20 protein-coding genes are annotated in these 20091 nt (G+C 70.1%); 6 read left to right on the plus strand and 14 right to left on the minus strand.

Features of this window, described 5'->3' with window-relative positions; all coding sequences use genetic code 11:
* Positions 1-10 precede the first annotated feature (10 nt).
* The gene (locus tag ASF21_RS01090) at positions 11-1036 is read right to left on the minus strand and encodes an MsnO8 family LLM class oxidoreductase (protein ID WP_235498612.1); all 1026 of its coding nucleotides are present in this window, start codon (positions 1034-1036) and stop codon (positions 11-13) included.
* A gap of 146 nt (positions 1037-1182) precedes the next feature.
* On the opposite strand from ASF21_RS01090, the gene ASF21_RS01095 reads away from it, so the two are divergent.
* Positions 1183-2025 (plus strand): metal-dependent hydrolase, encoded by an 843-nt coding sequence (locus ASF21_RS01095; RefSeq protein ID WP_055765619.1) that lies wholly within the window; start codon positions 1183-1185, stop codon positions 2023-2025.
* A gap of 78 nt (positions 2026-2103) precedes the next feature.
* Entirely contained in the window at positions 2104-2388 is a 285-nt protein-coding gene (locus ASF21_RS01100) for a hypothetical protein (protein WP_055765622.1), read from the plus strand.
* 22 nt (positions 2389-2410) lie between these two features.
* Here the strand turns inward: ASF21_RS01100 and ASF21_RS01105 are convergent, their stop codons facing one another.
* The 11 genes from ASF21_RS01105 to ASF21_RS01150 all read right to left on the minus strand — a co-directional run bounded on the left by ASF21_RS01105 (position 2411) and on the right by ASF21_RS01150 (position 13662).
* On the minus strand, positions 2411-3106 hold the full coding sequence (locus tag ASF21_RS01105; RefSeq protein ID WP_055765624.1) for a DsbA family protein: 696 nt from the start codon (positions 3104-3106) through the stop codon (positions 2411-2413).
* A gap of 63 nt (positions 3107-3169) precedes the next feature.
* On the minus strand, positions 3170-3340 hold the full coding sequence (locus ASF21_RS16655; RefSeq protein WP_157365693.1) for a hypothetical protein: 171 nt from the start codon (positions 3338-3340) through the stop codon (positions 3170-3172).
* Between the two features lie 171 nt (positions 3341-3511).
* Positions 3512-4393 carry a carbohydrate ABC transporter permease gene (locus ASF21_RS01110; protein ID WP_055765627.1) on the minus strand — a complete coding sequence of 294 codons (882 nt, stop codon included), beginning with the start codon at positions 4391-4393 and terminating at the stop codon, positions 3512-3514.
* On the minus strand, positions 4390-5262 hold the full coding sequence (locus ASF21_RS01115) for a carbohydrate ABC transporter permease (protein WP_055765629.1): 873 nt from the start codon (positions 5260-5262) through the stop codon (positions 4390-4392). Before ASF21_RS01115 ends, ASF21_RS01110 begins: the two co-directional genes overlap by 4 nt.
* Positions 5263-5335: 73 nt before the next feature.
* Positions 5336-6652: an ABC transporter substrate-binding protein gene (locus ASF21_RS01120; RefSeq protein WP_055765632.1), complete on the minus strand. Its 1317-nt coding sequence runs from the start codon at positions 6650-6652 to the stop codon at positions 5336-5338.
* Between the two features lie 374 nt (positions 6653-7026).
* Positions 7027-8670 carry an alpha-amylase family glycosyl hydrolase gene (locus ASF21_RS01125; protein ID WP_235498614.1) on the minus strand — a complete coding sequence of 548 codons (1644 nt, stop codon included), beginning with the start codon at positions 8668-8670 and terminating at the stop codon, positions 7027-7029.
* A gap of 172 nt (positions 8671-8842) precedes the next feature.
* Complete coding sequence (locus ASF21_RS01130) at positions 8843-9583, minus strand: ATP-binding cassette domain-containing protein (protein ID WP_235498615.1); 741 nt, start codon at positions 9581-9583, stop codon at positions 8843-8845.
* Between the two features lie 4 nt (positions 9584-9587).
* Positions 9588-10544, minus strand: a complete 957-nt coding sequence (locus ASF21_RS01135; protein WP_082471148.1) for a PfkB family carbohydrate kinase — start codon at positions 10542-10544, stop codon at positions 9588-9590.
* On the minus strand, positions 10520-11497 hold the full coding sequence (locus ASF21_RS01140; RefSeq protein WP_162237500.1) for a sugar phosphate isomerase/epimerase family protein: 978 nt from the start codon (positions 11495-11497) through the stop codon (positions 10520-10522). The genes ASF21_RS01135 and ASF21_RS01140 overlap by 25 nt, the downstream gene beginning before the upstream one ends.
* Before the next feature lie 8 nt (positions 11498-11505).
* Positions 11506-12528: an ABC transporter permease gene (locus tag ASF21_RS01145; RefSeq protein WP_157365694.1), complete on the minus strand. Its 1023-nt coding sequence runs from the start codon at positions 12526-12528 to the stop codon at positions 11506-11508.
* 45 nt (positions 12529-12573) lie between these two features.
* Complete coding sequence (locus ASF21_RS01150; protein ID WP_055765650.1) at positions 12574-13662, minus strand: substrate-binding domain-containing protein; 1089 nt, start codon at positions 13660-13662, stop codon at positions 12574-12576.
* A gap of 238 nt (positions 13663-13900) precedes the next feature.
* Between ASF21_RS01150 and ASF21_RS01155 the strand changes: the two genes are divergently transcribed.
* A complete protein-coding gene (locus ASF21_RS01155; protein WP_055765653.1) occupies positions 13901-14914 on the plus strand; it encodes a sugar-binding transcriptional regulator in 1014 nt (337 codons plus the stop codon).
* Here ASF21_RS01155 and ASF21_RS01160 read toward each other — a convergent pair.
* Both ASF21_RS01160 and ASF21_RS01165 read right to left on the minus strand, forming a co-directional pair.
* A complete protein-coding gene (locus ASF21_RS01160) occupies positions 14907-15929 on the minus strand; it encodes an NAD(P)-dependent oxidoreductase (protein ID WP_055765656.1) in 1023 nt (340 codons plus the stop codon). The genes ASF21_RS01155 and ASF21_RS01160 overlap by 8 nt on opposite strands.
* Positions 15930-15968: 39 nt before the next feature.
* Positions 15969-16610 (minus strand): HAD family hydrolase, encoded by a 642-nt coding sequence (locus tag ASF21_RS01165; RefSeq protein WP_055765659.1) that lies wholly within the window; start codon positions 16608-16610, stop codon positions 15969-15971.
* Positions 16611-16770: 160 nt separating this feature from the next.
* Between ASF21_RS01165 and ASF21_RS01170 the strand changes: the two genes are divergently transcribed.
* The 3 genes from ASF21_RS01170 to ASF21_RS01180 are packed head-to-tail and all read left to right on the plus strand — an operon-like array spanning position 16771 to position 19946.
* A complete protein-coding gene (locus tag ASF21_RS01170) occupies positions 16771-18234 on the plus strand; it encodes a protein adenylyltransferase SelO (RefSeq protein ID WP_055765662.1) in 1464 nt (487 codons plus the stop codon).
* Positions 18235-18276: 42 nt separating this feature from the next.
* On the plus strand, positions 18277-19257 hold the full coding sequence (locus ASF21_RS01175; protein ID WP_055765665.1) for a sensor histidine kinase: 981 nt from the start codon (positions 18277-18279) through the stop codon (positions 19255-19257).
* Positions 19257-19946, plus strand: a complete 690-nt coding sequence (locus tag ASF21_RS01180) for a response regulator transcription factor (protein WP_055765668.1) — start codon at positions 19257-19259, stop codon at positions 19944-19946. The genes ASF21_RS01175 and ASF21_RS01180 overlap by 1 nt, the downstream gene beginning before the upstream one ends.
* Positions 19947-20091: the final 145 nt, after the last annotated feature.

Genomic DNA, 20091 nt, shown 5'->3' on the forward strand with positions numbered 1-20091 from the left:
GCCCGGCACTTCAGCGGAACAGGTCCGCCAGGAGTTCGTCCGAGCGCGCCCGGCCCTCGAGGTCGTAGGCGCCGCCACTGACCAGCAGTTCGTCCGCCCCGGTACGCGCCTGCAGATCGGCGAGGGCACGCTCCACCTCGGATGGCGTGCCGTGGACGGCCGAGCGGAGCGACTCCTCGACGTACCCGGATTCACGATCCGTCAGGCCCTCCCCCGTCTCGGCCCGAAGCGGCGGGAACGAGCCCCTCGTCCGCGAGGAGGCCAGGGCCCGCGCCTCCGGCAGCAGGAGCCGCCGTGCCGCCGCCGTCGTCTCCGCGACGGCGACGTTCAGGGACGCGAGGACGTACGGCCGGCCCCACCAGCGGGAAGGCCGGAAGGACTCGCGGTACAGCTCCAAGGCGCCACCGGCCTCCTCGGCGAGCGCGGGACCACCCACGACGACGGCCAGACCGGCCCGCGCGGCGACCTCCACGCCGTGCCCGGTCGCGAGCACGAACACCGGTGTCCGCCCCGCGTCCGCGGGCCTGGCGGTGACCGGTGCCGAACCGTCGAGGAAGGCGAGCAGATCGTCGACGTCCTCGCCGAACCGGGCGGACTCGTCCTTGCCCGTCCGAAGCGCCGACCGCACGGCCTGCGTGAACCCGAGCGATCGCCCGATCCCCAGGTCGAAGCGGCCCCCGAACAGCGCACCCAGCGTGGCAGCCTGCTCGGCGACGACCAGCGGTTGGTGATTGGGCAGCATGATGCCGCCGCTCCCCACACGGATCGTCGATGTCCTCGATGCCACTGCTGCGGCGAGAACGGCGGGCGCCGATCCGGCGATCCCCGGTACGCCGTGGTGCTCCGCCACCCAGAACCGCCGGTAGCCCAGCTCCTCGGCGCGTTGCGCACGCGCGATCACGTGGTGCAGGCTCTCCGCCTCGGGCGAGCCTTGGCGTGACTGCGCTCGGTCCAGGATGGACACGGCAGCGAAGGGGAGGGGCATACCGGTGGGAACCACGGGCGTCCCGGCCCCATTCCGTGCGAGGCGCGTCACGCCGTCCGTCGGCAGCGGGCCGGTGCGTCCGGGAGGTGCACCCCGGGAGACCGCTGCGGATAATGACCGTGCCACCGGGCAGGATGGGAGATCGCCGCCGGCCGCCATCCCGCGCCGGCGTGGTCTCTGCCGAAAGGACTCCCGCCATGATGGGCGCCCACCATGCTGCCTGCGGCGCTGCCGCCTGGGTCGCTGCCACCACCCGGATCGAGGTCCACCCGGCCCTGCTCGTCCCGGCCCTCCCCGACTCGGTGACCCTCGGCCTCGGGCTGCTGGATGTCAGCCCGGTCGGCGTGGTCACCGGAGCGCTCGTCACGGCGGGCGCGGCCCTCCTGCCGGACGCCGACCACCACAGCGCCACGATCGCCCACTCACTCCCGCCGCTGTCCAACCTCTTCTGCGCCGGCGTCGGCATGATCTCGGGCGGCCACCGCCGCGGCACCCATTCGCTGCTCGGTGTGGCAGCCTTCGTCGCCGTCGCCTTCCTCGCCGGCCTCTGGACGGTGGAGACCGCCCGGTTCGGTACCGTCTACCCGGGCGCCGGGCTGCTCACTGTCCTGCTCGTCTCCTTCGCGGCGAAGGCACTGAAGATCATCCCGGACGGCATGCGGAGATCACCCTGGGCCGTCGGGCTGACGGCCGGGGCCTTCGTCACGGCGTTCGCCCCGGAGGAGCAGTTCTGGTTCCCGCTGTCCGTGGGCATCGGGGTCGTGGTGCACATCCTCGGCGACATGCTGACGACCGGCGGCTGCAACCCGGTCTACCCCCTGCGGCTGCGGAGACCACGACGCCTCACCGGCGTTCCGGTGATCGCGCAGGTGTGGCGGCCGAACGGCAACATCGCCGTGCCCCTGCTCGGCAACGCGGGTTCGATCCGCGAGTGGTGCCTGCTGGTTCCGGTCTCGCTCTACGCCGTCGGCGGCATCGGGTGGGCCGTGACGCGGATCGGCGACGGCGGCGTGATCACCCGCGCGTCGGGCCTCGGCTGACCGCTGCCGGGCGTTCGAAAACAGCTGGAAACACGACCGGGATACCGTCGGGTCCGAGCAGAGAGCGCAAGGAGGACCATGGAGCGCAACGGATTGTTCTTCGACCCCCTGCAGGGCGAGGGCCGACGGCCGGAGGAGAACCTGCCGGAGCAGGACGACGACGGACGGGAGCCACCCGCCGCACCGCGACGCCGCCCGTTGGACCCGGACGAGGTGCAGGTCCAGCGGCGGCGCGAGATGGACCGCGTGCAGGAGGAACTGAGGAAGATGGCGAGTGGGATACCCGTCGTCATCTCGCCGTCCCGCCGTGATCGCGCCGGGGCCCGATCCGGTCAGGCGTCCGACGAGGGCAGATCGACGTGATGTGGCGGGCGGCGCCGGCTGTTCAGCACCCGTCGGGGCCGCAGGCCGGTCCGTCGGCCGACGGCGTCAGCGACACCAGCGGATGCGCCTCCTGCCAGGCCTGATCCAGGGCCTGCCGGAACAGCTCGGTGGGCTGGGCTCCGGAAATACCGTACTTCCGGTCGATGACGAAGAACGGGACGCCCTGGACGCCGATGGTGCGCGCTTCCTCGATGTCGCGGCGGACGTCCTCGGCGAATCGGTCCCCGCCGACAGTGGACCGGATCTCGTCCTCCGCCAGCCCGATCCCCGCGCCGAGCGGGACCAGGACATCGACGTCGGACGTGTCGAGGCCCTGTTCGAAGTGCGCGGACATGACGGCCTCCTTGGCGGCATCGCCCAGGCCGTGGGCTTTGGCGAGATGCAGGAATCGGTGGGCGGTGAAGCTGTTCCCCACCACGATCCGGTCGAAGTCGAAAGCGAGGCCTTCGCCCTCCGCCTGCTGGGCGAGGTGCTGCCACATCTTCCGGACCTGGTCCGGATCGATCCCCTTGCGCTCCGCGAGGTACTGCTGCTCCGTGCCGTCGTAGTGGTCGGGGAGGTCCGGATCGAGCTGGTAGCTCTTCCAGGTCACCTCCACGCCGTCCCTGTGCGGGAAGTCGGCGAGGGCCTTCTCGAAACGGCGCTTGCCCACGAAGCACCACGGACACTTGACGTCGGACCAGATCTCGATCTTCATACCGGGGACAACCGCGACGGGCTCGGGCCCTATTCCCCGGGGGTCGGGGCCCGAGCACCGGTGCTACCGCCGGTTGAGGAGGTTGCGGAGGATTCCGCCGGCCTTGCCGGACGGCACCGGTGTTCCGCGCCGTCCGCCCGACACGCCTCCGGCGGGTCGGCCCGACGTCGTGCCGGTGCCGGACCGGCCGAGGTAGCGGCTCGCTGCATTCTTGACCATAGTGCTGATACCCATCGGATCTCCTTCGGTCGTGCGCCTCACACCCGAAATCATCAGGTGGCTTAGCAGTTTACCCGTCCCGCACCGAAGGAGCCAGCAACCGCCGGCGTGGATCGCCGACGTGGATCCCCCGAATGACGGGGGCAGAACCGGCCGCCGCCGCCAGCACGTGCCGAAGCGGTCCTCCTAGCCCTTCACGGAGCCGTCACTCAGCCCGGCGACGAGGTACTTCTGGGCGATGAAGGAGATGGCGATCACCGGAAGGGTCAGGAGCATGGCTGCCGCGCCTGCCTGCTGGAGCATGGGGAGGGTCTGGCCCAGCTGGGTGGTGATGAAGACCGGCACCGTCTTGGAGGCAGTGTCGGTGAGCACCAGCGCCGTGAGGTACTCCTGGAAGGCGAAGAGGAAGACGAAGACACCGGCGGTGAGGATGCCCGGTCGCATCAGCGGGATCATGATGCGGCGCAGCGTGCCCCACCGGGTGCAGCCGTCGATCATCGCTGCCTCGTCCAGTTCCTTGGGGATCTCGGCGAAGAAATTGCGCAGCAGCCAGATGCTGAAGGGCTGGTTGATGGCCACGAGCGCTGCGGCCAGCGCGAAATTGGTGTCGTAGATCCCGAGCGCCCGGCTGATGTCGTACATGGGCAGCACCACGGCGAAGCGCGGCAGGGACCTGAAGACCAGGGCGAGGAGCAGCAGGATCGCCGAGACGTACCCGGGGAAGCGGGAGAGCGCGTAGGCGGCGGGGATACCCAGCACCAGGGCGACGACCGTGGAGATGACCGCCACCACGGCGGTGTTGACCAGGTACTCCGCGAAGTACGTGGTCTCCCACAGGTTCTTGAACGCCTCGAGGGTGGGCGTGTAGCCGCTGAGTACCGGCGGGTTCGCGAAGGCGACGTCGGTGGGCTTGGTGACCGACAGCGCCGTCCAGATGAAGGGCGCCAGCATGACGACGGCCAGCAGGATCAGCAGGATGGCGGCGGTCGGGTTCGTCCGTCGGCGGCGGCGCTTCGGGGCCGGCCCCACGACCTTCGTGGCCGGTGCGGTGGCGGTACTGGGGATCATGCTTTGGCCTTCGCTTCCTTGAGGAGGTCCCGGATGAAGGGGAAGAGGCAGATCAGGATGAGGAGGATCGAGAGCACGTTGACCGCACTGCCGAGTCCCAGCTGCTGCGAGCCGTCCCGGAACGCATTGTCGAAGACATAGAACATGATGGATTCGTTGCCGATCGCATCCGCCTGGGGCGAGAGCGGGATCAGGCTGTCGAAGGTGCGGAGCACGTCCATGATGGTGATCAGGCAGACGAAGCCGATGATGCCGCGCATGGTCGGGATGATCACCCAGAGGTGCATCTTCAGCGCATTGGCGCCGTCGATCCTGGCGGCCTCCCGCAGTTCCTTCGGCACGCCCTGGAGGCCGGCGAGGATCATGAGCACCGAGAACGGCAGCAGGTGCCAGACGGTGTGCGCGATGATCATGACGCGGTTGGGCCAGGTGTCGGTGAACCACAGGAGTTCCTGCCCGGTCAGCCGCTCGATCACGAGGTTCAGCACCCCGCCGAAGTTCGAGTTGAAGAGCCACGAGAAGCTCACCGCCCCGACGACGCCGGGAAGCACATAGGCCACGAGCATGGAACCGAGGATGTAGGGGCGGAGCTTCCCCAGACCGTTGACGCCGATGGCCACGAGGTAGCCGACGACCAGGATGAGCGCCGTGACGATGGCGGTGAGCAGGAGGGTGAAGAAGACGGCGCGGCCGAACCGGGGGTCGCCGAGGGCCTGCGTGTAGTTGGACAGGCCGATGAAGGTGCCCGCCTGTCCGTAGTTGACCTCCTGGAAGCTCCACTGGACGGTGCGGATCAGGGGGAGGACGAGCAGGCCCACCATGACGAGCAGGCTGGGGCCGATGAAGCTGGCGAATTCACGACGACGCACAAGGTACTCCTGGCTTCGGAAGAGACAAGGAACGAGGGAGTGAGCGCCGGTGGGGCGCTCACTCCCGGAGGCGTCAGCTTCCCGAGACGGTCTCCTCGGCGAGGCGCTGCATCTCCTGCATGCCGTCCTCGACCTCGGTCTGGCCGAGGAGCACCTCGACGAGGACCGGGCGGATCGCGTTGGTCACGGGCGCGCTGAACGGGTCGTTCGGGGCGGGCATCGTGGCCGCGATCGTCTCGTTAGCGGCGACCGCGTACGCGGAGCTCTCGTCGGTGACGATCCCCTCACGCGCCGGGTAGGCGGCGGGCACGGACGCGTTCGAGGCGTCCTCCCCCACGGAGGAGGCGATCATCTGGAAGAGCATGTCCTTGTCGAGCTGCGTGTTCTCGGGGATCGCCCACCCGTCCACCGACAGGCGGCTGAACAGGTACGGGGCATCGGCGGCGAGCGACGGCGGAGCGGCGAATCCGAACTTGTCGAAGTTGGGCGAGTTCGATTCCAGCGTGAGGTCGTTCATGCGCCCCGAGAACATGATGGCCATGGCCGCATTCCCGTTGAACATCTGCTGCTGGACCGACGGCTGGTCGAAGGTTGTGACCTCCGGGTCCATGTACGGCAGGAGCGACTTAAGGCCTTCGAGCGCCTCGCGCGAGCCGTCCGAGGTGAACTGCGGCTCCCCCGCGTCGAGGAAGTCCGTGCCCGTCGAGTTCATGGCGGCCTGGTAGATCGTGGAGATGTCCGCGGTGGCGCTCATGGGGAGGGCGATCGGGTACTCGATGTCGCCCTGCTCGCGGATGGCCTCGGCCGCCGCGATCATGTCCTCGAAGCTCTCGGGGGCGGTGAGGTCCAGCTCGTCGAAGATGTCCTGGCGGTAGGCCATGACGTACATCTGCGCCTGCATCGGCAGTGCGTACAGCTTGCCGTCGTAGGACAGCGCGGAGCGCATGCCCTCGTTCAGGGCGTCCAGTTCGTACTTCTCCCCGTACTCGGCCACGAAGTCGTCCAGCGGGACGATGCTGCCGGCGGAGGCGATCTCGGGGACGGCGAAGCCGTAGGTCTCGAGGATGTCGTAGCTGCCGGTATCGCCGGAGAGCGTCGCCGTGGTCTTGGTGACCTGTCCGCTGAAGTCGATCGGGTCGTGCTTGAGCGTCACGTTCTCGCGTGTGCAGCTCTTGACCATGGTGTTCGTGAACGGATCGATCGCCGACGAGTTGTAGGCGAGCACGTTCACGGTGGTCTCGCCCTCGGGCATCGTGTAGTCGCACTCGACGGCGGTCGCGTCCTCGGCCCCGGTCCGCGAACCGGCACCACAGGCGGTGAGGGACGTGAGGCTGGCGGCGATGACCATCGCGGTGATGCCGGTACGGATCTGTGTGCGGTTTCGCATCATGGGTCCTCTTCTGGTGTCGGGAGGGGAAGCGCATCGTGCATCCCGTGGGGTCGCGGAAGTGGCCCGGGCAACGGCAGGCCGTTGTGCCAGGACGTGATCTGTCCGCGCTGCGTACACTCGCCGTGGGCGGGTCACCAGGTGAACCCGAAGTGGCCATGGAGCCATGGCCTGGCGCGGTGGATCCCCGGTCCCGTCCCCAACATCAGTCGCTCCCCAACGGTTGCGACACCTGCGGTTCCGAACGGATCTCCACCTGATTCAGAGTGTAGGCGGCAGCACCGACGCCCGAACAGCGTTTGCCCCACCCTCACTCCTGCTGTAGGGGGGACCCGAGGACTCCGGTCCCGGACACGTCGGTGGATGACGCCGGCGTGTCAGGGCGCGCGCACCAGCCAGGCGCCGGCGTCAGGAGGGAGCAGCCCATCGCCGGTCAGGGGCGCCGTGGCGAGGAGGAGGTCACCGGCGGGCAGCCGGGCGGGCTGGTCCCCCATCGCCATGACTGCGAGGAACCGGCCCCCTCGCGCGCACACCAGCAGGCCGCCGTCCTCCACCCGGAAGCCGGCCTCCCGCGCGGGGACCAGCGTCCCGTCGGCGACCAGGGAGGTCCGCAGTGCGAGCGCCGTCGTCACGAAGGTCAGCATCGAGTCCCGGTCCTTCCATTGGTCCTCGATCGAGTACCTCCCCCAGAACGACGGCGTGGGCAGCCAGGGTGCGTCCGTCCCCGCCGGCGAGAAGCCGAAGGACCCCTCCTCCGCCGTCGTCCAGGGCAGCGGGATGCGGGCGCCGTCGCGGGAGATGCCGCCGCGCAGCCACATCGGGTCGACGCGGTCCCCGACGGGCACGTCGACCTCCGGCAGGCCCAGTTCCTGTCCCTGGTACAGGTACGCTCCGCCGGGCAGGGCGAGCACGGTGAGCAGGGCCGCCCGTGCCCGGGCCTGCCCCCTCGCCCCGCCGCCGTAGCGGGTCACGGCCCGGACCACGTCGTGGTTCTCCACGGACCACGCCGGAGCCGCTCCGTGGGCGGCGTGTGCCGCGGTGAGCGCGCCGGCGGTCGAGGCCCAGGTAGCGGCATCCCAGGGCACCTTGACGAAGGGGTAGGCGAACGCCTGGTGCATCTCGTCCGGCCGGACGAGCCGGGCCGCGCGGTCGGCGTCGAGATTCACCTCGCCCACCAGGACCCGCGCGGGCGAGTATCCGTCCGCGATCAGGCGCCACCGCCGGTAGACCCCGTGCAGCTCCTCCTGGTCCGTGAGGTGCGGATTGAAGCGCAGGCCCCGCGCGACGGCGGCCGGGTCCTCGGCGTGCGGCAGGCCCTCGCTCTTGAAGAGCCCGTGCGCGACATCCACCCGCAAGCCGTCCACCCCGCGGTCGAACCAGAAGCGGATGACGTCCTCGAAGAAGTCGCCGACGGCCGGATTCCGCCAGTTCCAGTCCGGCTGGGCGGAGGAGAAGATGTGCAGGTACCACTGCTGGTCGGTGTCCGAGCCGGGGTGCGCACGCGTCCAGGACCGGTCGCCGAAGGAGGAGACCCAGTTGTTCGGCGGCGTGTCCCCGTCGGGCCCGTCCGCGAAGTGGAAGAGGTCCCGTTCGGGTGAGCCGGGTCCGGCGGCGAGGGCGGCCTGGAACAGCGGGTGCTCGGACGAGCAGTGGTTCGGGGCGATGTCCATGAGGACGCGCAGGCCCAGTCCGTGGGCGGCGTCGAGCACGTCGTCGAAGTCCGCCAGGGTCCCGAACAGGGGGTCCACGCCGCAGTAGTCGCTCACGTCGTACCCCTGGTCGACGTGCGGCGACGGCTGGAAGGGGGTGATCCAGAGGCCGTCGACGCCGAGGTCCGCGATGTACGGCAGGCGGGCGGTGAGGCCGGGGAGATCGCCGACCCCGTCGCCGTCGTGGTCGGCGAAGGAGCGCGGATAGACCTGGTAGACGACGGCGTCCCGCCACCACTCCGCCTGCGGGTCGGTCCCCGTCATGGGGCGCCGTCCGAGGATGCGGGCACGGGACGACACGAATTTCGGCACATGATGCGAGCCTACGATGCCCTCGGCCCCGGCGCACCGCGGCCATCGCCTGGCAGTGCCACGGCAGCACCTCCCCCGGACGGCACCGCCTCGCCGGTGCCACCCGTCCCGCCACGGCGGGAGGGGCCGGCCCGCCCCGTCCGGGGGAGGGCCGCGCCCTTCCCACCCGGTGTCAGGACGCGGCGATGTCCGCACCGGTCAGCAGCGTGACGAGCTCACGGCCCGTGGTCTCCGAGGCCCTCCGCTTGGCGATGGCCCGCCCCTGCCGCATGACCCAGATGACATCGGCGAGTCCCATGACCTCCTCGAAGTTGTGGCTGATGAGGATCACCGTGATGCCCTGCTCGCGCAGTGAGGCGATGAGGCGGTGCACCTCGGCACTCTCGTTCGGTCCGAGGGCCGCGGTGGGCTCGTCGAAGATGACCGTCCTGGCGCCCCAGGCGACCGCCCGGCAGATTGCGACGGCCTGGCGCTGGCCGCCGGACATGCCGCCCACCTCCTGCGTGAGCGAGAGGGTGGTGTTGCCGATGCGCGCGAGCATCTCCTTGGCACCGGCCTTCATCTTCCGCTGGTTGAGGAGCCGGAAGGGCCACACCCCGGTCCGGATCTCGCGCGACAGGTAGAGGTTCTGCATCACGTTGAGCGTGTCGATCACCGCGAGGTCCTGGTAGACCGTCTCGATGCCGAGGTCCCGGGACGCCTGCGGTGAGGAGATCGAGGCTGGTTCGCCGTTGACCAGGATCTGTCCCGTGGTGGGCTCGTGGATACCGGAGAGGCACTTGATGAGCGTGCTCTTCCCGGCGCCGTTGTCACCGATGATGGCGGTGACCTGGCCTGCCGGCACCTGCATGGAGACCCCGCGGAGGGCGTGCACACCGCCGAAGTACTTCTCGACGTCGATCAGTTCAATCATGTTTTCAGCCATGGGAGGGTTCCGGCTCTTTCAGGGAAGGGATGAAGGGGGCTTCCTGGGTGTCGTCCAGGGCCAGCCGGTCCGTGGACGCGAGGTAGGAGGTCTGCTTGCCGCAGACGATCCGCCCGGCCCGGTCGGCGAAGACCAGAGCGTCGTGGAAGGAGTGTCCGGCAGCGAGCGCCGCGACGAAGCCCCCGAGGAAGGAGTCACCGGCACCGATGGTGTTGACCACCCGTGCCGAGACGCCGCGGATGCGGCCCCGGGTGCCGGCGTCGTCGACGTAGGCCGCACCGTGTGCGCCGAGCGTGATGACGGCAGCCCGTGCCCCGGCCGCGCGCAGCGCTGCAAGGAGTGCGGGCGGATCCTGCTCCTCCGGGAGATCGAGGACCAGCCGTGCCTCGTCGGCGTTCAGCACGACGACGTCCGCGAGGGCGAGGAGCGTACGGGCGCCCTCCTGGACCGGTGAGGCGTTGAGGATCACCGAGGCGCCGGCTGCACGGAAGGACCGTGCGGCGTGCAGGACCGTCGGCAGCGGCACCTCGAGGTTCAGCACCGCGAGGTGCGGCGCTGCGTTGCCGTCCAGGTAGGCGTCGATGTCCTCGCGTGAGAATCCGTCGTTCGCGCCGGGTACCACCACGGTGTCGTACTCGCCCGCCGCGCTCACCCGGACGTGGCCCACTCCGGTGCCTCGGGCGTCGTCGACCACGATGCCCTCGGTCCCCACCCGGGCCGCCCCGAGTGTCCGCCCGACGAAGACGCCGAAGTCGTCGTCACCGATCCTGCCGATCAGGTCCACGGGCAGGAGCGCGGCGATGGTCATGGCCGTGTTGAGGCTCTTCCCACCCGCGGACATCTGGAAACCACGCCCCCCGGAGTACCGGGCGGCCTCCGGGGCGTCGTCGACATAGGCGATCAGGTCCACGTTGATGGACCCCGCTACGCAGATACGGCGGTGTTCCATTTCTCCCCCATGACTGTCCCCCACAGGATCGGCGTCGATTCCAGGGCATGGCCCGTCGGCAGGTCGGGGTGGTCCCTGACGAGGCTGCGGGCCATGTCGATGATGGCACCCATGCGCGAGATGTTCATCCCGCACTCCTCGACGGGGTTCTCCCGGACCGGGTCCGTGTCGAAGTAGTAGGTGCCGGCATAGCCCTCGCGCACGAGGTAGTAGGCCAGTTCGATGGTCTCCGAGAGGTGGATGCTCCCGACCATGAGGCCGTCGTCCGCGACACCGTGGGAGTCGTTGAGCTGCAGCCCGAACAGCTTGCCGGACTGCAGGCACATCGCCGCGGACTGCGCCGGGTTCTCGCGGGCCATGAGCAGGTGGCCGAAGTCGAGCGTCACGCCGACGTTGTCCCGGCCGCAGTCGTTCACCAGGTTCATGACGGCGCCCGTGGTGTTGAGGATGGTCCGGCCCCGCGGGTCGGCCGGCTTGTACTCGATGGAGACGCGGATGGCCGGATCGTGATCGGCCACGGCCCGGAGGCTCTCGACCATCCAGGCCCAGGACTTCGTGTAGTCCATCTGCAGCGGGTACTCGTAGCCGTCGTGGGCGGGCCAGAGGAGGACGTGGTCGGCCCCGAAATCGGCGCACAGGTCCATGGCCTCCGTGACCATCCGGACGGCCTCGGCGCGGATCTCCGGATCCGCGTTGGTGAACGCACCGTCGGCGAAGCGCGGCGAGGGCCAGCGGAGCTGGATCGCCGGGACGTCGAGGCCGGCCCGGGCGACGGCGGCCTTGATTTCCTCGACCGAGTCCCGCCTGAAGTGTTCGGGGTAGTTCAGTTCGAGTGAGGTCAGGCCGGGAACGGTGCCGGCCGTCGCGATGAGGTCAAGGACCGGTTCGTCGCCGGTGGGCAGCTTCTTGCCCTTGCCGAGCGCGAAGGAGTTCAGGCGGGTGGAGTACTTCACGGGGTGCATTAGCGCTTCGCTTTCGTTCGGGAGGCCGCCCGGTCCACGAGGACCGCGAGGAGGATGATGAGGCCCGTGATGACGAGCTGGAAGAAGGGATTGACGTTGAGCAGGGTCAGCCCGGTCCTGATCGAGCCGAGGAGCAGCGCCCCGAGCACGGTGCCGACGATCGAGGCGCGCCCGCCCATGAGGCTCGTGCCGCCCACGACGACGGCGGCGATCACCGTGAGCTCGTAGCCGGTGCCCGAGATCGGTTCCGCGGCACCGATCCGGCTGATCAGGAGGACGGAGGCGAGCCCGGCCAGGCCGCCGGCGATCACGAAGGCCGAGACCTTGACGCGCTTGACGGCGATGCCGCTCTTCAGGGAGGCGTCGGCGTTGGTGCCGACGGCCTTGAGGTGGACGCCCAGCTTGGAGCGGTTGAGGATCAGGTAGCAGATGACGGTGACGGCCACCAGCAGGACGATCGGGTTGGGGATGGTGCCGACGGTCCCGCTGAGGATGTTCCTGAAGCCCTGGTCCAGTCCGAAGATGGGCAACCCGTCGGTGTAGAGGAAGGCCAGCCCGCGGTACACGTTGAGCGTGGCGAGGGTGACCACGAAGGATTCGAGCGAGAACACGGCGGAGAGGCTGCCGTTGACGAATCCGAGGACCGCGCCGAGCAGGATCCCCGCGATGATCGTCGGTACCGCGCCCCAGGTCTCGAGGTTCGCGGCGCAGATCACGCTGACGAGGCCGACGATCGAACCGACCGACAGGTCGATCCCGCCCGTGACGATCACCAGCGTCATGCCGAGCGCGATGATGGCGATGATCGCCGACTGCACGCCCATCTCGAGGAGGTTGGCGATGCTGAGGAAGGACGGCACGAGGGCGGTGAAGATGGCGAACGTGATGACCAGGGCGATGATGACGCCGAGGACGCGGTTGTTGGCGAAGTCCGGCATGCGCCGGGGGCTCCCGGCGGGCGGGGGCGACGCCGGCCGGGCCGCCTGCGCTGCGGGTGCGGGTTGCTTGATGGGAAGTGTCACTGCGGGGACTTTCTCGTGGGGGACGGGTGGGGTCGACGCAGTGCGTCAGTCGAGCGTGGGGGGAGCGTCGTCGACGTTCTCGGTGGTGATCAGGGCCTGGGGCGTGTAGACCGCACGCGGTACGTCCTGGCCGCCGAGGATGCGCAGCGCGACGTTCACGGACACCTGGCCGGTGAGGTACGGGTAGGAGTCCACGGTGGCGGTGAGGTCGCCGGCGCGGATGGCGTCGTAGGCGGCTTCCACGCCGTCGGTGCCGATCACCATGATCTGGCCCTTCTTCCCTGCCGCGTTCACGGCCTCGGCCACACCGAGGGCCATGCCGTCATTGTTCGCGTAGATGGCCTTGAGGTCGGGGTACTGGCCGATGATCGTGGTGGCGGCGTCGCGCGCCTTCGCGATGTCCCAGTCGCCGGGGACGCTCGCGACGACCTCCAGTCCACCCTCCTCGGCCGTGGTGGTGAAGCCGGCGGTGCGCTGCTTCGCGGCGTACACGCCGGCCTGGCCCTCGATCACCGCGACCTGGTCGCCCTCCTGCGCCGATTCGAGGACGAACTCGGCGGCGGTGATCCCGTTCTGGATCTGGTTGGGTCCGACCCACTGCTTCGCGCCGGGGAGGACTGCGTCGTTGACGTTGATCACGAGCAGGTCCTGCTGCTCGGCCTTCTCCACGGCGGGGCAGAGATTGGTGTCGGTCTGGGGGGAGACGAGCATCGTGTACTTCTTCTGCAGCATCGTCTCCGCGGCGTTCAGCTGGCCGACCTGGTCGGACTCGGTGGCCGCCGCCTGGACGTCCACGCCCACGCCGTACTCCTCGGCTGCAGCGGTCTGGCCCTCGGAGAGCGCCACCCAGTACTGGTTCCCGAGGAACTTCATGATGGAGCCGATCTCGGTCCCCTCGGGAGCGTCGGGGACGGCTCCGAGGGTGCTTTCGAGGGCGTCGTACTCGACGCTGTCCTCGGCGTCGTCGGTGCTGAACGGCTCGCCGTCCACCGAGCACGACGTCGTCGCAGCGGGATCGGCGGCGGCATCGCCGGGGGCCGACTCGGCGGGACCGCAGCCGGCGAGCGCCAGGGCGAGGACGGACAGCAGTCCTGCGGTCTTGAGGGCGGATGGTGCAGTCGTCGATGACTTCATGGTTCTCTCCCGGGACGGGTGGATCAGTGGAGAAATTTCCTCACGGAACTTCGGCTCTGAAGCTGGATGGGTGCTCGGAGTCTATGAGCGGAATCACACGGCGACAGGCCCTCGGCGCAATCGGTTGTAACGATTCGTGACCGATGAATAGGCATTCAGGTGCGCCCCGGGTAGTACCGCGAATCACGTCTGCATATATATTCAGAGCCCGCCCTCCGCCGTCGAAAGGTCCCGGTTCATGACACCGCCGAACGAGCCGACATCCCTCTCCACGGCGACTCCCGACCAGCTCCGGCTCCTGACCAAGATCGCCGTGCTCTACCACGAGGAGGGACTGGCCCAGGGGGAGATCTCCACCAGGCTCAACCTCTCGCAGGCGAGGGTGTCGAGATGCCTGAAGCTGGCCGCCGAACTCGGGATCGTACGGACCTCGGTGGTGCAGCCCGCCGGCATCTACGTGGGCCTGGAGAAGGCGCTCGAGGAGAAGTACGGGCTGCGGGAGGTGGTGGTCGCCGACATGGTGGACGACGCCTCGCTCGGCATGCGCCTGGGCTCCTGCGCTGCCACGTACCTCGAGACGACCATCGAGGTGAACGACGTCGTCGGCATCTCGTCGTGGAGCACCACGCTGCTCCAGACCGTGGAGGCCATGCGGTCCAGGCCCCGGAAGATCCTCAGCGAGGTCATTCAGATGATCGGAGGGGTCGGCAGCCCGCAGGCGCAGGTGCAGGCCACCCGTCTGGTCTCGCACCTCGCCGAGCTGACGTCCGCGCGCCCGGCCTACATGGCGGCCCCGGGGCTGGTCGCCAACCACGGGATTCGGCAGGCGTTCCTCGACGATCCCGCGGTGGCCAGCACCGCCGGTGCGTGGGACCGCGTCACCACCTCCCTCGTCGGGATCGGCACCTTCCCGGCGTCGCCGCTGTGGCGGGCCAGCGGCAACGCGCTGACCCCCGCCGAGGAGAAGGAACTGCTCGATTCCGGCGCCGTCGGGGAGATCTGCCTGCGCTACTTCGACATCGACGGCGTCCCGATGAACCCGGCCGTCGAAGAGCGCATGATCTCGATGACCTCGGAGGCGATGCTGCGGATCCCCCGGCGGATCGGCGTGGCCGGGGGCATGCGGAAGCTCGCCGCCATCCGCGGCGCGATCAACGGCGGGTGGATCAACGTGCTCATCACGGACTCCGACGTGGCCCGCCAGCTGCTCGAACCACCGAGGCTCGACGCCGGACCGCCCCGCGTCAGGTGACCGGCTTGTTGCGGTAGCGCTCCACGAGTTCCGGTGCCGCCGCCTGCAGCCGGACGGGTGGAAGGCCGCGCGACATCAGGACGAGGTCATCCACCACCATGTCCCCGATGCTGTGGAAGGCCTGGGGGATGCCGCCCGCGCGGTGGGGTGAGAGCACCACGTTGGGCAGGTCCCGGAACGGGCTGGTGGCAGGGAGCGGCTCCTCGGGCCACACGTCGATCGCCGCGAGGAACCGGCCGGCGCGCAGCCGGTCGAGGAGTGCGTCGTAGTCGACGACCGCGGCGCGGCTGACGAGGACGACCCGCGCGCCGTCGGGCAGCAGGTCCAGCGCGTCGCCGTCGAGCAGGTGCGCGTTGTCCGCGGTCGCCGTCGCGAAGACGAACAGGAAACGGCTGGTCCGCAGGGTCTCCTCGAGGCCGGCCGCCTGCGCGCCGGTGTCCTCGATGACGGCGTCCGGAAGCCACGGATCGTGGATGCGGACCGTCGCGTGGAAGGGCTGCAGCAGGCGGTGGAAGCTTCGGCCGAGGTTCCCGTACCCCAGGATCCCGACACTGGAGCGGTGCAGCAGCACGGCGTCGGACGAGGAGCCCCCCACGTACTGCTCGGTACCGGCGCGCATCGCACCGTCCTGGCCGCTGATCCCCCGCGCGAGGTCGAGGGCCAGTCCCAGCGAGAACTCCGCGACGGCCTGCGAGTACGCGGATCCGCAGCCGAGCACCCGCACGCCCTGCGCGAAGGCGGCCCGGTAGTCCACATTGGGGAAGAAGTTCCCCTCGACGTTCACGACGGCCCGGAGGCTCCGGGCCCGTTCCAGGCGTCCGGCGTCGAGGTCGGGTTGCCCCACGACGGCGAAGGCGTCCGGAAGATACTGCTCCAGCACGGCCTCACCGGGAGTGTCCTCGAGGTCGACGACGGTGAAGGCGGCCCGGAGCCGCGCCAGGGCCTCCGGCGTGAAGATCCTGTCCCTCTTCTGGGGTGCGGGGGCGAGCAGGACGACGGGCTTCGCGTCGGTCATGGCGGGTCCTTCGATTCGGAGGGGTGAGGCGGATCCGGCTCACAGGTGGGTGCGGAGGTCGGCGGCGAGGGCAGCGCGTGGATTGTGGGAGTGGCGGACGCCCACGGTGAACGCCCCTGCGGACCGACCGAGTCCGAGATAGGTGTCGCTGTCCTCGAGGACCACGCACGGCGGGAGGCACACCTCCCGGAAGAGTGTCTCCTTGTCCCGCCCCGGCTCCCGCCGGGCCACACGGACATGACCGGCCAGGCCCCAGCGCTCCAGCAGCGCTTCGATCAGGTCCGGGTCGCCGTTCGAGACGACCACCTGCTCGGCCGCCGTCCCGTCGAGCGCGGGCATCAGGGCGGCCGCGAGCCAGGAGGGCCGGAGGTCTGCGAGTGCGGCTTCCGCCACCACCGAACCACGCTCCCGGTGGAGCGCCGCGATCTCGTCCGGGCCGGCAGGGAACCCTTCGCGGATGACGCGCTCCCAGATCCATTGCTCGGTGTGGCCCACGAGGTCGTCGAAGAAGTCCTCCGCGAAGACATGGCCGCGCCGCTCGGCGAGGACCCGGTAGCTGGCCTCGTGGAGCGGCTCGGTATGAGCCACCACACCGTCGAAGTCCCAGATCACCCGGCCGTCCCGGGCCCGGTCGAGGACCTCGCGGACGAGGTCCGGGTGTGCGGCGTCGCCGATCGGCATGCGGGACCCTTCGGTGGATCGGACGGGGCGGAGGTGCCGGTCCCGATGTCGGCCATCGTAGGGTCGCAGGCGCGGGTGGGCCAATCCTCCGAGGCGCAAGCGCGTCATCCACGGGGCGGACCCGGGACGCGCCCGGCGGCACGCGGCGTACCGTGGACGGATGAGCGTACCCCTCCGGTCCAGAGTCACCCTCGACGGTCGCTTCGCGCAGGAGCTCCCCGAGATGGCGGCCGCCTGGCAGGCGGATCCCACGCCCGGGCCCCGGCTCCTCGCCCTGAACGAGGGACTCGCCGCGGAACTGGGCCTCGACGCCGCTTTCCTCCGCTCGCCCGACGGGCTGGCCCTCCTGACGGGGACCGCCGTCCCCGAGGGTGCGACACCCGTGGCGCAGGCCTACTCCGGCCACCAGTTCGGGAGCTTCAACCCCCGCCTCGGTGACGGCCGCGCACTGCTCCTCGGCGAGCTCACCGACCACACCGGCGCCCTGCGGGACATCCACCTCAAGGGCTCCGGCCGCACGCCCTTCGCCCGCGGCGGCGACGGGCTCGCCGTCGTCGGGCCCATGCTGCGCGAGTACGTCGTCAGCGAGGCCATGCACGCCCTCGGGGTGCCGACCACCCGGTCCCTCGCCGTCGTCGCGACGGGCCGTGACGTCCGGCGCGAGACGATGCTGCCGGGGGCCCTGCTCACCCGCGTGGCGAGCAGCCACCTGCGCGTCGGCAGCTTCCAGTACGCCGCAGCCAGTGGGAACCAGGACCTGCTGCGTCGCCTCGCCGACCACGCGATCGGGCGGCACCACCCGTCGGCGGCGGATGCCGTGAATCCTCCCCTCGCCCTGTTCGAGCACGTGGTCAGCGCGCAGGCACGGCTCGTGGCCCAGTGGATGCTCGCGGGGTTCATCCACGGGGTCATGAACACCGACAACATGACCATCTCCGGGGAGACCATCGACTACGGGCCCTGCGCCTTCATGGACGTCTTCGACTACGCCACGGTCTACAGCTCCATCGACCACGCGGGCCGGTACGCCTACGCCAACCAGCCGCTGATCGCCGAGTGGAACCTCGCCCGGCTCGCCGAGGCCCTGCTGCCGCTCATCGGGGAGGACCAGGAGGAGGCCGTCACGACGGCCGTGGCAGCGCTCGAGGTGTTCCGCCCCCAGTACGGCGCGGCGTGGCTCGCCGGGATGCGTGCGAAGCTCGGACTGCCCGACGGCGTCCCCGACGACGTCGCCTCACCGCTCGTCAACGATGCCCTCAGCCTCCTGCAGGAGAACCACGTGGACTACACGTCGTTCTTCCGCGGGCTCTCGTCGGTGGTGCGCGGGGACCCGCGGCCCGCCCGGGACAGGGTGCTCGACGTCGCCGCCTTCGACGCCTGGGCGGAGCGGTGGCTGGCGCTCGGGCCCGACGCCGACGCCATGGATGCCGTGAATCCCGTGTACATCCCGCGGAACCACCTCGTCGAGGAGGCGCTGGAGGCCGCGACCGCCGGCGACCTCGGCCCGCTGGACCGGCTCGTCGACGTCGTCCGCCGTCCGTTCGAGGAGCGCCCCGGGCTGGAGCGCTACGCGGCCGGACCGCCGGAGGACTTCGGGAGGTACACCACCTACTGCGGGACCTGAGGGAGCGGACCGGCCCGACGCACGTCCCCCTACACTGCTAACGTGACCTGGCTCTTCTACTGCTCCGCCGCAGGGGCCGCACTCGGCCTCTTCCTGGTGTGGCGGATGCCGCTGCCCGTGGTGGTCCGGAGTGCGGCCGCGGCGTTCTTCGTCCTCCTCGCAGGCCTCTTCCTCGCGAGCGCCGTCCTGCCGTCCGGTGACACCCTCGCCGCCCTCACCTTCGACACCCTGGCCATCGGGTCCATGATCGCGCTGTTCCTGATCGTGCGCTCCTGGCTCTCGGACCGCGCCGAGATCAGCCGCCTGCGCAGCATCGCGCAGCGCAACGCGGACCAGATCTCCGTGGTGAGCCATGAGATCCGTACCCCCCTCGCGCTGATCCGCGGCGCGGCGGACCTCCTCGGCGAGCGCTCGCCGGGTCCGCTGACCGACAGCCAGGCCCGGTTCGTCACGACCATCAGCGGCAACTGCCACGCGGTGATCGCCCTCGCCGAGGACCTGCTGACCCAGGCGCGCATCGACGCCGGGATGTTCGAACTCCACCTCCACCGGGTCAACCTGCGCACGCTGGCCTCCACCGTGATCGCCGAGCTGCGCCAGCTCCATCCGATCCAGTTCGCACTGGACTGCCCGGGCGCCCCACCGAGGGCATGGGCCGACGACGCCCTGATCCGGCAGGCCATGACCAACCTGATCAACAACGCGGTGGCCCACGCCGCCAACGCCAGCCTCATCACCGTGCGGATCGTCCGGGCCGACGACCAGGTGCTCATTTCCGTCAGTGACGACGGCGAGGGCATGGCGGAGGCCCAGCGACGGGAGCTGTTCACCCGCTTCGCCAGCGGCCGCCCCCTCCAGGACGGCACGGGACTCGGGCTGGTGATCACGCGGCAGATCGTCCAGATGCACGGGGGCGACGTCTTCGTCGACAGCACGCCGGGGCGCGGGACCACCATGCTGTTCAGCCTGCCGGAGCGGACGCCGGGCACGGCCCTCCCCCGGCCGGTGGCGGCCGCCCGGTGATGGAGCACCCACACCTCGCCCTGGTGGTCGACGACGAACCGCAGATGCTGGACATCGTCACGTTCGCCCTCGAGACCCAGGGCTTCGCGAGCGTCTCCGCGAAGGACGCCGAGTCCGCGTGGAGCCTCTTCCGGAACCGCCGGTTCGATCTCGTGGTGCTGGACGTCATGCTCCCGCAGTCCTCCGGCCTCTCGCTGTGCCGCCGCATCCGGGAGGTGAGCGCGGTGCCCGTCCTCCTGCTCACGGCGAAGAGCGGTGTGCAGGACCGGATCGCCGGACTCGAGGCCGGGGCGGACGACTACGTGACCAAGCCCTTCCACCCGCGCGAGCTCGCCCTGCGCGCCGAGGCGATCGTCCGCCGCACCGCCGTCGCGCCCGCGCCGGTGGAACTGGTGCACGGGCCGCTGCGCGTGGGGCAGGACGCCGCGACCGTCCACGGACGCTACCTGCACCTCTCCGCCCTGGAGCTCAGGCTCCTGCGGCGGCTCGCGAGCGCCCAGGGCCAACCCGTCTCCTTCCGCGACCTCCTCCTGTCCGGGTGGCAGATCGACGAGGGCCCGGGAGGCCGCGAGATGCTGAAGACGGCGCTGTACCGCGTGCGCAAGGCGCTGCACGGCGAGGGGATGCCGCGGGCCATCCGGGCCGTCCGGGGTGTCGGCTACGAGCTTCCCCACCCTGGCCGCGACTGAGGCGTAGCCGGGCAGTGAAGGTCACAGGGCTGTGACCGAGCGTGACCGTCGTCACCGTTGCGGCCCCTGGCCGGTCGATACGGTGAACGTGCATCCTCCACCCGGCATCCGGGTGGCCGACGGGCAGCGACGACGCTTCCCCCCA

Origin of the sequence: Arthrobacter sp. Leaf234, assembly GCF_001422665.1 — a bacterium.
Classification (GTDB): domain Bacteria; phylum Actinomycetota; class Actinomycetes; order Actinomycetales; family Micrococcaceae; genus Arthrobacter_D.

Bases quoted from the DNA above. Each gene is read 5' to 3' on its own strand.
- ASF21_RS01130 (WP_235498615.1), bottom strand. From the start codon at position 9,583: ATGATTGAACTGATCGACGTCGAGAAGTACTTCGGCGGTGTGCACGCC.
- ASF21_RS01155 (WP_055765653.1), top strand. From the start codon at position 13,901: ATGACACCGCCGAACGAGCCGACATCCCTCTCCACGGCGACTCCCGAC.
- ASF21_RS01165 (WP_055765659.1), bottom strand. From the start codon at position 16,610: ATGCCGATCGGCGACGCCGCACACCCGGACCTCGTCCGCGAGGTCCTC.
- ASF21_RS01160 (WP_055765656.1), bottom strand. From the start codon at position 15,929: ATGACCGACGCGAAGCCCGTCGTCCTGCTCGCCCCCGCACCCCAGAAG.
- ASF21_RS01180 (WP_055765668.1), top strand. From the start codon at position 19,257: ATGGAGCACCCACACCTCGCCCTGGTGGTCGACGACGAACCGCAGATG.
- ASF21_RS16655 (WP_157365693.1), bottom strand. From the start codon at position 3,340: ATGGGTATCAGCACTATGGTCAAGAATGCAGCGAGCCGCTACCTCGGC.
- ASF21_RS01095 (WP_055765619.1), top strand. From the start codon at position 1,183: ATGATGGGCGCCCACCATGCTGCCTGCGGCGCTGCCGCCTGGGTCGCT.
- ASF21_RS01110 (WP_055765627.1), bottom strand. From the start codon at position 4,393: ATGATCCCCAGTACCGCCACCGCACCGGCCACGAAGGTCGTGGGGCCG.
- ASF21_RS01150 (WP_055765650.1), bottom strand. From the start codon at position 13,662: ATGAAGTCATCGACGACTGCACCATCCGCCCTCAAGACCGCAGGACTG.
- ASF21_RS01105 (WP_055765624.1), bottom strand. From the start codon at position 3,106: ATGAAGATCGAGATCTGGTCCGACGTCAAGTGTCCGTGGTGCTTCGTG.
- ASF21_RS01120 (WP_055765632.1), bottom strand. From the start codon at position 6,652: ATGATGCGAAACCGCACACAGATCCGTACCGGCATCACCGCGATGGTC.
- ASF21_RS01135 (WP_082471148.1), bottom strand. From the start codon at position 10,544: ATGGAACACCGCCGTATCTGCGTAGCGGGGTCCATCAACGTGGACCTG.
- ASF21_RS01170 (WP_055765662.1), top strand. From the start codon at position 16,771: ATGAGCGTACCCCTCCGGTCCAGAGTCACCCTCGACGGTCGCTTCGCG.
- ASF21_RS01100 (WP_055765622.1), top strand. From the start codon at position 2,104: ATGGAGCGCAACGGATTGTTCTTCGACCCCCTGCAGGGCGAGGGCCGA.